Below are 13165 nucleotides of genomic sequence, written 5' to 3' on the forward strand. Positions count from 1 at the left end.
CGAGTCCGAACCGGTGTAAACGAAATTCGCGGGCAGGCGATATTCAACATCAGTCGAGTCGCCGCGTCGAACACCGGAAAATGACGTGCATGCAGAATTCATGGGAGTCATTATAGCACCGGTGTTCTTTTATCTGTCAAGCGCCTTTTGTCGTATTTCGCCGGTAGCCTGAAAAATATTTTCAAAAATGGTTATTCAAGGTAATCTTTAAGTTTGCGGCTTCGACTGGGGTGACGCAATTTACGCAGAGCTTTGGCTTCAATCTGGCGGATGCGTTCCCGGGTAACGTTGAACTCTTTGCCTACCTCTTCAAGAGTCCGGCTGCGGCCGTCTTCCAGACCGAAACGCAGTTGGAGAACACGCCTTTCGCGGGGCGTCAAACTACCCAGAACACTGTCGATCTGCTCTTTAAGAAGCTGGCGAGAGGCGGCATCAGGCGGCGGCAGGGCATTCTGATCTTCGATAAAATCACCGAGATGGGAGTCCTCTTCCTCGCCAATGGGCGATTCCAGGGACACCGGCAGCTGAGAAACTTTGGCGATTTCCCGGACTTTATCGGCCGGAAGTTCCATTTCCACAGCAATTTCGTCAGGAGTCGGTTCGCGCCCGAGTTTTTGCGACAGCGAACGGGAAACTGAAAGCAATTTATTTATCGTTTCCACCATGTGCACCGGTATGCGGATGGTTCGCGCCTGGTCAGCGATGGCTCGGGTAATAGCCTGGCGAATCCACCAGGTGGCGTAAGTCGAGAATTTGAAGCCGCGGTGGAAATCGAATTTTTCGACCGCGCGGATCAGTCCAATATTTCCCTCCTGGATGAGATCAAGCAGCGGCATGCCGCGGCCGATATGTTTTTTGGCGACTGATACGACCAGACGAAGATTTGCCTGGATCAGGTGACGTTCAGCTTTTTTGGCTTCAATCTCAATGGTATCAAGGTAATTTTTGATCTGGTGTTCATAGTGTTCCAGACGAGAGAGGAAAACCGGGTCTTTAACCAGAGAGTCGATATCCGAGAGTTGTGTATCAGCCGGTATGCCGTCCAGCACCTTCTTAGGCAATAGTTCGGAGTTGAGGGACAGGTCTATCAACGCCTGTTCGATTTGGGACACAGGAGCACCCTGGGCTTCAGCGATGCTCTTAGTTAATTCCTGATCAATTTCCTGATCGATGCTGGCGCGCAACCTGGGTTCAAAGACAGCCTCTTTGAAATTGGTGGAAACCGAAAGACCGAGCTGCTGCTGCAGCAAAGCCACGGTCTCCGCGGCTTTGACAAGTTCCTGCAACATACAGACCATTGTCTCAACCGCAGTAGGATTGTGACCGTCTCGAAGACGGCAGGCATCGCGGATCTCCCGGATGCGCTTCCCCTCCTCCATCTTTTTAGCCAGCATTTTTTCGGTTTCAGCATTAAGTAATGGGACCCGGCCTATCTCATGGAGATACATGCGTACCGGATCGTCAACGATGCCGTGTTCCAGTTGCTCAAGCGGCATTTCTAGATCCGGCAGCATATGCTCCGCCCCTTCGGGAAGAGCCTCTGAATCAGCTTCGGCCTCGGCGGTCAGTTCTTCCCCGGTTAATTCAGCCGCCATTTCTTCAGAGGTCAGGTCAGCGGGGGGAAGCGGTTCTAACTCACCTTCTTTGTCTTCCTCTTGACTCTGGATGTCCGAAGAGGAAGGCTCCTGTTCGTCATCATTCACGGGCAGTTTAATAACTTCCTTTTCCATTCTCTACCTCTTCGGGGCACGGCGCCGTATGGCGTCCTGAGCGTCGAGTTCCGCCAGTTTGCCTGCGATCGCGGAAATGTACTCGGTCAACTCAGGCGAGCCATCGGCGCTGCCCTCAGAATTGCTTCCTTTCATGGCTTCCTGGATTTTGATCAACAGAGTCCTGAGATATTCCTTTTCAAGTCGGCGGCAGCATTCCTGAAATTTCAGAGCAACATTTTTTTCATCCAAACGAATACCAGCGATAAGGTCGAAACGAGTCCTAGTGAATGAATCAAGTTTATCCCTGATGGACTCAACACCGGGATATTTGAGAAGCAATTGAATGATTTCCTTGTTCTCCAGACTTTGGAAAATCTCAGGATCCGGTATTCTCTGGTTCTCTATAATGGATGGATGTTTAAGAAGAATGGCAAGTAAATAATCCTCACAGGCGTTGCCGTGAAGTGCGGAGGGTGACTCATTGGGCGGCTGGATGGCGGATTTGCCGACCGAGCGCAACAAGGCTTGTCGGGACAAAGAATACTGAAGTTCCGATGGGGAAGTCCCAACTTTACCAGCTAAGATAGCCAGGTAGTGGCCTCTTCGCACCGGGTCTTTGATTTCAGCCACCACCGGCAGGAGGCGCTCAGTCAATCCGGCTTTACCGCGGGCGGTTCTAAGATCGAACTTCGAAGCTGCCATATCGAATACAAAATCGACAATAGGCCGGGCATTGCCCAGCGATATCTCCCAGGCTGAGGGGTTAGCTCTAATGGCGTCATCAGGATCTTTTCCGGGAGGAGCCAGAACTACCTTAATTTCACGTCCCAGCAAGTTTTCAAACGAAACACAACGGGCTGTAGCCGCTTCTCCGGCAGCATCGGCGTCGAAGGCGATGATCAAGTTCGGCGATAATTTCTTGATGATAGCAACCTGTTGTTCGTTGACGGCGGTACCCATTGATCCGATGGTGTTTTTAAATCCGAATTGATGACTGATAATGACGTCAAAATAGCCTTCGACGATTATTGCGGCGTCGTTGACTCGTATCGTCTGGGCCGCCAGGTTGATGCCGTAGAGAGCCCCGCTTTTACTGAAAAGGGGTGTCTCCGGTGAATTAAGATATTTCGGCTGAGAGTCGTCGAGAACACGGGCACCGAAACCGGCAATTTTGCCCCTGGCATCAGATATCGGGAAAATGATCTGATGGCGGAATCTGTCATACAAGCGCCCGGAATCGGCCTGCCCCAGAAGCCCCGCCTCAACCAGGGTGTCATCGGCGTAGCCGGCACTGTTCAGGTGATCTTTCAAAGCCTGCCAATCCGGCAAAGCATAACCGATCTGGAAATCTTCTATCGAGCCGGCATTGACACCTCTTTTTGCAAGATAAGCCCGGGCTTTGGCGGCCAAAGGCGAGTTGAGCAAAAGGTCATGAAAATAAAGAGCCGCGGCGGTGTTGGCAGCTGCGAGCTCGTTACGATGTTCATTATGCGTTGAAGCCTCTGAACGATTAGGCAGGACGACGCCGTACGTTTCAGACAACCGTTCCAGGGCTTCAGAGAAATTCAACCCCTCCTTTTTCATAATGAAGGAAAAAACATCGCCGCCTGAGGCGCAGGCGCCGAAGCAGTGCCAGGTACCGGATTCCGGGTAGACAAAGAAGCTGCCGTGTTTCTCCGAATGAAAAGGGCATAGTCCCTTCATGGTTTTACCGGAACGGGTGAGAACCGTATATTTGCTGATCAACTCAACGATGTCAGCCCGATTTTTAATTTCGTTCACAGCGTCCATATCATTAACTCGAACAGTCGCCCTGGCGTTCTGATATTCCTATTCTTGGTACAACATCCCACCGAGCTAAGTCAGCCCGAAAGACATGGCCATGCGGGTTGCGTAATAGTCAGTCATGCCGGCGATATAGTCAACAACGCCGCGTTCCGGATCTTCCTGATTAATGTATTCTTCAGGCATGCGGCAGGGGTATTGAAGCAGGAAATGGTACAGGTTACGAACGATGTTCCGGGCATCATCGGCGGCCTGGTCACGGATGGTATAAACGCGTTCAAAGAGAAAATCCCTCAGTTCATTACAGGCATCAAGGACAGTTTGACTGAGCCCTATTATCGCCGGTCGTGAAGGGGCCATTCCCGAGACTCCCCAGGATGAAACAATAACATCTTTGACCATTGTGTCGACACGCTTTGAATGCCGGTCGCCGAGGACATTAACCGCCGTCCGGGGCAGGTCCGACTCTCGGATGAGCCCGGCGCGAATGGCATCCCCAATGTCATGGTTAATATAAGCCAGAGCGTCAGCCAGGCGGCAGACCTCTCCTTCCAGGGTAGCCGGGTTCCCGGCAGCGGCGGCTTGAATGCCGGAACGGGCCTTGGAGTGGTTCAGGATACCGTCGCGGACTTCAAAGGTCAGATTTAAACCTCGGCCACCATTTTCCAATTTCTCCACGACATGTAAGCTCTGTTCGTTATGCCGGAACCCGCCGCGGTACAGGTCCGCAAGGACTTCTTCACCAATGTGACCGAACGGGGTGTGGCCGAGATCATGTCCCAGGCTGATGGCTTCGGTAAGATCTTCATTGAGCCGTAACGACCGGGCGATGGTCCTCGCCAGTTGTGATACCTCCAGGGTGTGGGTAAGCCGGGTCACGAAATGATCACCGGTGGGTGTAATGAATACTTGGGTCTTGTGTTTTAGCCTGCGAAAGGCCTTGGAATGGATGATTCGATCACGATCCCTCTGAAAATCCGTCCGGATTTGGCAGGGTTCTTCAGGAATATCACGGCCGCGGCTTTCAGCGGAGCGAGTGGCAAATGGCGAGAGCCATTGACGTTCACGGTCCTCTGTCTGGAGGCGAATGTCAGCGATTCCTCCGTTCAATCAAGCCCTCCAGCAGAGTTGTGCCCTCGACTGGAGAAGCAACGTGGCGTTGAAAAAATGACGCAGCTTCGCCCTGCCTTTGTCAAGTCTCTAACCGCAATGGCGGTAAAGTTCAAAAATAGCCTCAAAAACACACCTTGCCGGGAAGCACCCCGGGCCGCTTTCAGACCTTGAGCTTGGCTTCGGCTTTGGCGATGATCTCCCGGGTGGTACCGATCATGTCAGGGCTTACAGAGACCGATGTAATGCCCCATTCCATCAATTTTTCGGTTAGTTCCGGGTATACTGAGGGCGCCTGGCCGCAGATTGACGAGGTGATACCCTTGCGTTTAGCGGTTTTTACCGCTATCTCAAGAGCGGCCATAACCGCTTCATTGCGTTCGTCAAAGGTGTCCTGGAGTTTTTCACTGTCACGGTCAATACCAAGTGTTAACTGGGTCAGATCGTTGGAGCCGATAGAGATGCCGTCGATGCCGACGTCAATGAACTTTTCCATCAAGAAGATATTCGCCGGAACTTCGGTCATCATCCACAACTTGAAGTCCGGACCGCGCTTTAATCCTTCTGCTTCAAGTATATCTTTGGTGCGCCGCAACTCTTCCACCGTGCGGACGAACGGAATCATTACCCAAAGATTGGGAAAGTCTTTTCGCACCCGTTTGATTGCTTCTATCTCCATCTTAAAGGATTCGATATCCCGGATATAGCGAGAAGCGCCTCGATAGCCTATCATCGGGTTCTCTTCCGGCAGTTCGTATTTATCTCCGCCCTCAAGTTCACGATACTCATTGGTTTTGAAGTCGGTAGTTCGGTAAACTACCGGCCTCGGGTGAAAGGCTTTTGCGAACGGTACAATCCCCTCATAGAGCTTCTGGATGAACTCTTCCCGCCTTCCGCTCTCAAGCATATAGCTCGGATGCTTGCCGATGCATGAGATAATGAATTCAGCTCTGAGCAGGCCAACACCGTCAACATTGCGGGCGGCTACCATATCCGCCAGTTCCGGTTGAGCCAGATTTACATAAACACGGGTTTTAGTCTTGATGGCGTCGCGAACAAGGCTGGTTACCGAAGCTGTCTGGATTCGGCGGGTAACTTTACCGTTGTATATTTTGCCGTGCGAACCATCAACAGTTATAACCTGTTCATCTCGAAGGACCCTGGTTGCCTCATGGGTGCCTACCACGCACGGTATGCCGAGTTCACGGCTCACAATCGCGGCGTGTGAGGTGCGCCCGCCTCGATTGGTGACGATGGCGGCGGCCCTTTTCATGGCCGGAACGAAATCCGGAGTGGTCATTTCAGCCACCAGGATATCGCCGGAATCAACGCGGTGGATTTCCGAAGGGTTCATAAGTATTTTCACTGTGCCCGAGGCTAAACCGGGACTCGCAGGAGATCCTTCAAGGATACTTGGTTCTTTTATTTCCGCCTCTTCCTCGAGCGCCTGCTCCTTGATAGCCGTTACCGGTCGCGATTGAACGATGTAGATAGTACCGTTTTCTTTGGCCCATTCGATGTCCTGAGGTACGCCGTAATGCTTTTCAATGTGAACCGCCAATTCAGCTAGATGAATGATATCCTCATCGGGCAGTTTTTGCTGTTCTTGTTTAGCCGAGGGCACCTGCTGCCAATAGTTGGCTGTTTCTCCGGAGCCGGCGGTATTGCGTACCAGACGGCGGTCCTGGAAACTGATTCTGCGTGATAAAATGGTTGGTCCATCCTTGGAGACGATAAATAAATCAGGATTAATCTCACCGGAAACCAATCCTTCTCCAAGGCCGTAGATCACCTCGATGACGATCTTGGAAGGGTCATGTGTAATGGGCTCAATTGTAAAAATAACGCCGGAAGTCACCGACTGAACCATCCGCTGCACCGGAACGGCGATACCGACTTTAAAGTGGTCAAAATTCTGTTCCTGACGGTAATAGATAGCCCGCGCTTCAAACAGCGACGCCCAGCATTTCTGCACCGCATGGACGACCATGTCCTGGCCTTCTTGATTCAAATAGGTGCTCTGCTGACCAGCGAAAGAAGCTTCCGGCAGGTCTTCAGCGGTAGCTGAAGAGCGGACGGCAACTGCACCCCCGCCGAGTTTCGCGTAAGCTTTACTGATTTGGCCAGCAAGCTGATCCGGCAGCGGAGTGCCCATGATCAGATCTTTAACTTTTTGAGAAGCCGTTGAAAGCGCTTTAGAATCTTCTACATCCAGTCCTTTAAGCAGGGCTCGGATCTTAGGTTGAAGACCGGAGTTTTCAATAAAATCAAAATAAGCAGCTGAAGTAACGATAAAGCCCGGAGGGACTGGGATCTTTGCACTGGTCATCTCGCCGAGGTTTGCGCCTTTGCCGCCGACCAGGGGAATGTCTTCTTTATTAACCTGGTCGAACCAGACAATCGCTTCTGGCTTATTTTGCATTGCTACTGTCTCCTTTACGTCGTTAAACCACTTTGTCGCGCGGTTGAGGCAGGGTAACAGCACTTCCTGGGAAAGCGGGTAAACCTCTTTTGGATAAGGCCTTTCATTCTACAACATATCGAGGTCCTTGTTAAAGAGCCAATTATAGTCCCCAATGGATATATCGCCCGTTTCATAGCTGGTCGATTGGAAGTGATATTGGAAGCAATATGTTGTTATCCGAAAGTTCAGTCTGTGAAGTCAGAGAGGCTCAATTCATTGACACCCCAATGGTATAAAGGTAGAATTGGTGACTGGTAAGCGGTTCGAAGTCAGTGTGGAGGCCCCCGTATCCATGATTGAAATGACTATTGAAAGCATCCGCGTCAGCCTGGTCAACTACCAGCGAGTGGTGATGCTAAAAGAAAAAAACACTTTACGGTACCTGCCCATCTGGATCGGTTCGGCGGAAGCGCAAGCTATCGCCATCAGGCTGCAAGACGGTATCCAGGTGCAGAGGCCGATGACCCACGACCTGCTGGCGACTTCTATCGATGTTCTAGGTGGAAGAGTGGATCACATCATTGTCAGTGACCTGAAAAACGATACTTTCTATGCCAAAATCATGATTAATACCAAAGATGGACAGATCGAAATAGATTCCCGCCCGTCAGACGCTCTAGCGCTCGCGGTGCGGGTCGAAGTCCCGATATATGCTGATGAATCGGTGCTTGATAAAGCCGGCATCGTGTTGGAGAGAGAAGTTGAGGGCGGCGAGATACTCGAAAACGCTGACGGAGCTGTCGAGGCGCCGCCCGAGCGGCGGAAGAAAGCCTCCGAGGATGAAATCAGCAAAATGAGCGCTTTCCGGGATTTTATCGACAACCTCGACCTTGAGGACTTTGATAAGCGAAAATCTTGATTGCGGCACGGTTACCTGTCTGATAGAGGGGGTTAGGTACCCTCTCTTTCTTTAGACAACCTGAGCTTTGAAGATTGCCTACCCCTGGGATATAATCAACCGCCAATTAATCTATTTGGAGCCGGCGTTTGTTAAAAGACCGTAACTGCGGCGAAATTAATGAAAAACTCATCGCGCGAAGTGTTACCCTGGCCGGGTGGGTACATAGGCGGCGCGATCACGGTAATTTGATATTTATTGATCTCCGGGACCGGACAGGACTGGTACAATGTGTTTTCAATCCCGAGCAAGATAGCGAAACCCACCACCTGGCGGAGTCGCTGCGGATCGAGTACGTGATACAGGTATCAGGCCGGGTAAGTCCAAGACCTCAGGGAACAGAGAACCGCAAGCTTGCGACGGGGGCGGTTGAGATACTGGTCGAAGGTCTGGTTATTCTCAACGAATCAAAGACCCCGCCTTTCTACGTTAATGAAGATGTTGACGTTGATGAAAGCCTGCGCCTGAAATTCCGTTATCTTGACCTCCGGCGTGAACGGATGCGTAACAACATCATTCTGCGCCATAACGTTGTTACATTCATCCGACAATACCTCAACGAGCGTGGATTTCTCGAAATTGAAACGCCCATCCTTCTAAAAAGTACCCCTGAAGGCGCTAGGGACTACCTAGTCCCCAGCCGGTTGTATCCCGGAAAATTCTATGCTCTGGCCCAGTCCCCACAACAACTCAAGCAACTCCTGATGGTGGCCGGTGTGGAGAAGTACTATCAGATAGCCAGGTGTTTCCGGGATGAAGACCTGCGCGCTGACCGGCAAATGGAATTCACGCAGCTCGACCTCGAGATGAGTTTTGTTGATGAAGACGATATGATGACTCTTCTCGAAGGTCTATTTTCATCACTGGTCGAAAACGTGGCTCCAGAACGCCGTTTCAACCAACCGTTCCCGCGCCTCAAATATGCCGATATCATGGAGCGTTTTGGCTGCGATAAACCTGACCTGCGTTTCGGTATGGAAATCGCTGACCTGTCCGATATCGTAGCGCAAAGCCTTTTCGGGGTATTTTCAGGTACAATCGCAAGAGGCGGCGTGGTCAAAGCCATCGGTGTTCCGGGCTGCGGCAAATACACCAAGAGCCAGATAGAAGAACTGATCGAAACGGCAAAAAAAAACGGCGCCGGCGGATTGGTTCCAATTTCGCTGGGCAATGAAGCGGGAGAGTTGGCAAATCTGACTATGGAACATGTCAAGTCAGTAGCCGCCAAATATCTTACGCTCGACCAGATACATGCTATTGCCAGTCGGTGCAAAGCCCAGCCTGGCGACCTGATACTCATCGCCGCGGGCGACAGGAATCGGGTCAATGCCGTACTGGGAACTCTCCGCACCGAGTTAGGGAGCCGACTGGGGCTAGCCGATCCAAACGCGCTTGCTTTCGCCTTTGTCACCGACTTCCCGCTGTTTACCTGGAATGAGGAGGACAAACGGTGGCAACCGACCCATCACCCTTTCACTTCACCCTGGGAGAAAGATTTACCGCTGCTGGAAACCGAACCAGGTAAGGTCAGAGGCCGGCATTATGACCTGGTGTTGAATGGATACGAAATCGCCGGAGGGAGCATCCGTATTCATAAACCCGAACTTCAAAGAAAGGTTTTCCAGATTCTCGGTCACACCGAAGAACGAATACAGGCGCTATTTGGCCAACTGCTAGACGCTTTTGAATATGGCGCACCTCCTCATGGCGGCGTAGCTCCAGGCATCGACCGGGTAGTGGCGATACTTGCCGGGGAACCGACAATAAGGGAGGTTATTCCTTTCCCGAAGAACCAGGCCGGGCTGGACTTACTGTTCGGATCACCTTCGGAAGTGAGCCAAGCTCAAATAGATGCCGTTCATATTTCTGTGAAAACTGATCAGTAGATTATAATGTTTGATTGAGGAATAGATGAAAGTTACCGAAAAACAGTTTGAAGCTTGCGAAGCTCTGTTGACAATCGAATTGGATTCCGACGCCATGGAATCCGCGATGGATACCGCCTACCAGCGCCTGGTAAAGAGGACAGAGATACCGGGGTTCCGTAAAGGGAAAGCGCCGCGTCCTATACTCGAGAGATTTATCGGACGGGAACGACTGATCGAAGAATCGCTCGAAGATGTTTTACCACAAGCTTGCGCTGACGCATTAAAAGAAGAACAAATCCAGAGCTTCGGCCGACCCGGCATAGAGGTAATCCAAAACGACCCAATTATTTTCAAGGCCAGAGTTCCGCTGCCGCCCAAGATAGAACTGGGTGACTATAGAAGCATCAGGATGTCACCTGAAACAGTTGAAGTTAAAGACGATGTGATCGATAGCATGATCGAGCATCTGCGGCATGAGAAGGCCACCTGGGAACCGGTGGATCGCCCGGTAAAACAAGGCGATCTAGTCACGCTTGATCTCGAGAGTAACATTGACGGCATCAGGTTCATCAACCAGAAATCGGCCCAATTCGGAATTGACGAAAAATCCAGTTATCCCGCCCCCGGCTTTTCCCAGGAAATCATAGGATTGAGCCTAGACGGTGAAAAGACTTTCAAATTAAGATACCCTGATGACTTCGCAAAAGTCGAACTGGCCGGCAAAGAACCAGAATTCAAGATTAAAGTGGTTGAAATCAAAGAAGAGAAAATGCCGGCGGCCGACGACGAATTCGCGGCTTCTTTAGACGTCGAAACGCCGACCTTCGATACTCTCCGGCAGCGGTTAACCGAAAATTACCGAAAACGGATGGAACACCTGGCTGAAGAAGCCTTTGAAAACCAACTTGTTGATCAGCTGGTTAAAATCAGCTCTATTGAGTTTCCGCCCAACCTGCTCGAGATGGAGTATGAACGGCTGGTTAACCAGCAAATGGACAAATGGCGTTCTCAGATGAGCTCCGAGGCAGAACTCGAGGAGTTTTTGGCTAAAGTCAACCCCGAGGAACTTTCATCAAAGCTCAAGCCCATGGCTGAAACCAGATTGAAGATCTCTCTTGCGCTGGGCAAACTAGCTACGAGCGAAAACCTGACGGTTGGTGATGACGAAATCCAGGCAGAGATTTCGATTATGCTGAGCAACGTTCCCGAGGATCAGCGCGACAACCAGAGGCAGCAATTCGAAACTACCCAAGCGAGAGATCAGTTACATCAAATACTTCTGTCACGAAAAACCTTAGCCAGGCTGAAAGCGATTGCTTCGGGGGGAAACGAGCCTGCGTCCCCGGATCCGAAGTTGACGACTGCAAGCAACGAAAATACCGAGCACAAAGAGGAGGCGACCAAATGATTACGAGTCCATCCGGCATTATCCCGATGGTTATAGAAAGCAGTTCTCGAGGCGAGAGAGCTTTCGATATCTATTCTCTGCTGTTAAAAGAACGCATTGTCTTTCTCGGCACCGAGATTAACGACCAGGTGGCGAATATTATTATCGCGCAGCTTCTGTTCTTAGACCGCGAAGACCCTGATAAAGACATCAGCCTTTATATCCATTCGCCCGGAGGCGTTATTTCCGCAGGGTTGGCAATCTATGACACCATGCAATTGATACGGCCTGCAGTTTCGACAATTTGCGTCGGTATGGCCGCGTCGATGGCAACCGTATTGCTTTGCGCCGGCGCCAAAGGCAAGCGCTATGCGCTGCCCAATGCCACCATCCACATGCACCAGGCGATCGGCGGTGCCAGAGGCCAGGCGGCAGACATTGTAATCGCAGCCCGAGAAATCACACGCATGCAAGACATCATCAGGGATATTTTGGCCAAGCGTACCGGGCAGCCACTGGATAAAATAATCCACGATACTGACCGGGATTATTATCTCAACCCCGAGGGCGCCAAGGAGTATGGTTTGATTGATGAGATTCTACGGAAACCCGAGGAGAAGAAACCAGTTAAGGAATAATCCAAAATCCAGCGAAATGAGAACGACGCGCCGTTAGGTCGGCGCGTCGTTCTGTATATAGAGATTCAGGCAGCGATTTGCACCACAGGAGAAACTCAATTACAGTATTGGGTATCGGTACTAGTACCCAAATCAGGTAGAAACTGCAGGAGAATAATGAGCAAAGTCAGAGTCGGGATAAACGGCTACGGAGTGATCGGAAAAAGGGTAGCTGATGCGATATTACTGCAAGATGACATGGAACTGGCTGGAGTAACCGCGGTTAACGCCGATTACCGGATTCGTGTTGCTGCCGAAAAAGGCTATTCAATTTTCGCAGCGTCTGAAAGCCGGCAGTCAATGATGACAGAAGCCGGAATTCCGGTAGAGGGCTCGCTCAAAGATTTACTTAAAAGGGTAGACGTTATTATTGACTGCACGCCGAAAGGCGTTGGTGCGGAGCAAAAACCGATATATGAAAACGCCCGTGTTAAAGCCGTTTTTCAAGGCGCCGAAAGGCATGAACTGACCGGCATATCGTTTGTAGCCCAGGTCAATTATGAAGAAGCCTTAAATAAGCAGTTCGCGCGTGTTGTATCCTGTAACACTACGGCGTTATGCCGGGTACTCAACTCATTCAATAAACGGAGTTGGTTGAAGCGAGTCAGAGCCGTGCTGCTGAGACGCGGAACCGATCCCTGGGAAAGCCACCGTGATGGTATGATCAACACGTTTATTCCTGAGACGAAAGTTCCAAGCCATCAGGGGCCAGACGCTCGGACGGTCATTAAGGGACTGGATATAACTACTATGGCCGGAGCCTGTTCACATAATCTCAGTCACGTCCATTACGCCATGGTCGAAACCAAACGTCCCATCGGGCTTGATGAGTTGAGATATGCATTGTGGGAAGAGCCAAGGCTGGCATTTGTCCGGTCCAGCAATGGGTTGGTTGCCCTAAACTCGGTAATTGAGTTGATGAGAGACCTGGGACGACCGCGCAACGATATGTGGGAAGTTGCAGTATGGGAAGATGCCCTCGCGGCAGACGAGAAGGAAACATACATGGTATTTCAGGTTCATAATGAAGCCATCACGGTGCCTGAAAATATCGATGCCATACGCTCGCTTTGCGGTCTGGAAAAAGACGGCGCCAAATCGATCGCTAAAACCGACAAGGCTATGGGCATACTCAAATGCTTCCTGCCTAAAACAATACCCGAAGCTGCCGTCCACGCCGAAATCGGAGCGGCTTTAAAGTTAGAGCGCCGCGAGTTCATCGAAGAAGGTTACAAGGGCGCCGAAGAACCTTTTTGATATTTAC

The 13165-nt window shown here is 51.0% G+C and carries 9 protein-coding genes; 5 read left to right on the top strand and 4 right to left on the bottom strand.

Going from position 1 to position 13165, the window contains the following annotated elements; genetic code table 11:
- Nucleotides 1–191: 191 nt before the first annotated feature.
- From rpoD to ppsA, 4 genes are all read right to left on the bottom strand, one after another.
- Complete coding sequence (rpoD, locus tag ABV300_RS05730; protein WP_353713941.1) at nucleotides 192–1730, bottom strand: RNA polymerase sigma factor RpoD; 1539 nt, start codon at nucleotides 1728–1730, stop codon at nucleotides 192–194.
- Between the two features lie 3 nt (nucleotides 1731–1733).
- Nucleotides 1734–3494, bottom strand: a complete 1761-nt coding sequence (dnaG, locus tag ABV300_RS05735; RefSeq protein ID WP_353713942.1) for a DNA primase — start codon at nucleotides 3492–3494, stop codon at nucleotides 1734–1736.
- Between the two features lie 75 nt (nucleotides 3495–3569).
- Nucleotides 3570–4607: a deoxyguanosinetriphosphate triphosphohydrolase gene (locus ABV300_RS05740; protein ID WP_353713943.1), complete on the bottom strand. Its 1038-nt coding sequence runs from the start codon at nucleotides 4605–4607 to the stop codon at nucleotides 3570–3572.
- A 163-nt stretch (nucleotides 4608–4770) separates the two neighbouring features.
- Complete coding sequence (gene ppsA, locus ABV300_RS05745) at nucleotides 4771–7029, bottom strand: phosphoenolpyruvate synthase (RefSeq protein WP_353713944.1); 2259 nt, start codon at nucleotides 7027–7029, stop codon at nucleotides 4771–4773.
- Between the two features lie 334 nt (nucleotides 7030–7363).
- Between ppsA and ABV300_RS05750 the strand changes: the two genes are divergently transcribed.
- The 5 genes from ABV300_RS05750 to ABV300_RS05770 all read left to right on the top strand — a co-directional run bounded on the left by ABV300_RS05750 (nucleotide 7364) and on the right by ABV300_RS05770 (nucleotide 13158).
- Nucleotides 7364–7930, top strand: a complete 567-nt coding sequence (locus tag ABV300_RS05750) for a bifunctional nuclease family protein (RefSeq protein WP_058439517.1) — start codon at nucleotides 7364–7366, stop codon at nucleotides 7928–7930.
- Nucleotides 7931–8058: 128 nt separating this feature from the next.
- Entirely contained in the window at nucleotides 8059–9855 is a 1797-nt protein-coding gene (gene aspS, locus ABV300_RS05755; protein WP_353713945.1) for an aspartate--tRNA ligase, read from the top strand.
- 25 nt (nucleotides 9856–9880) lie between these two features.
- Nucleotides 9881–11245: a trigger factor gene (gene tig / locus ABV300_RS05760; RefSeq protein ID WP_353713946.1), complete on the top strand. Its 1365-nt coding sequence runs from the start codon at nucleotides 9881–9883 to the stop codon at nucleotides 11243–11245.
- Complete coding sequence (locus tag ABV300_RS05765; protein WP_353715366.1) at nucleotides 11245–11862, top strand: ATP-dependent Clp protease proteolytic subunit; 618 nt, start codon at nucleotides 11245–11247, stop codon at nucleotides 11860–11862. Before tig ends, ABV300_RS05765 begins: the two co-directional genes overlap by 1 nt.
- Nucleotides 11863–12018: 156 nt before the next feature.
- Complete coding sequence (locus tag ABV300_RS05770) at nucleotides 12019–13158, top strand: type II glyceraldehyde-3-phosphate dehydrogenase (protein WP_353713947.1); 1140 nt, start codon at nucleotides 12019–12021, stop codon at nucleotides 13156–13158.
- The last annotated feature ends 7 nt before the right edge of the window (nucleotides 13159–13165 follow it).

This window comes from Dehalogenimonas sp. 4OHTPN (assembly GCF_040448695.1).
Lineage (GTDB): Bacteria > Chloroflexota > Dehalococcoidia > Dehalococcoidales > Dehalococcoidaceae > Dehalogenimonas.

What these genes read in the sequence shown, in the direction of transcription:
- rpoD (WP_353713941.1), bottom strand. Translation starts at nt 1,730, where the DNA reads ATGGAAAAGGAAGTTATTAAACTGCCCGTGAATGATGACGAACAGGAG.
- ppsA (WP_353713944.1), bottom strand. Translation starts at nt 7,029, where the DNA reads ATGCAAAATAAGCCAGAAGCGATTGTCTGGTTCGACCAGGTTAATAAA.
- ABV300_RS05750 (WP_058439517.1), top strand. Translation starts at nt 7,364, where the DNA reads ATGATTGAAATGACTATTGAAAGCATCCGCGTCAGCCTGGTCAACTAC.
- tig (WP_353713946.1), top strand. Translation starts at nt 9,881, where the DNA reads ATGAAAGTTACCGAAAAACAGTTTGAAGCTTGCGAAGCTCTGTTGACA.
- ABV300_RS05770 (WP_353713947.1), top strand. Translation starts at nt 12,019, where the DNA reads ATGAGCAAAGTCAGAGTCGGGATAAACGGCTACGGAGTGATCGGAAAA.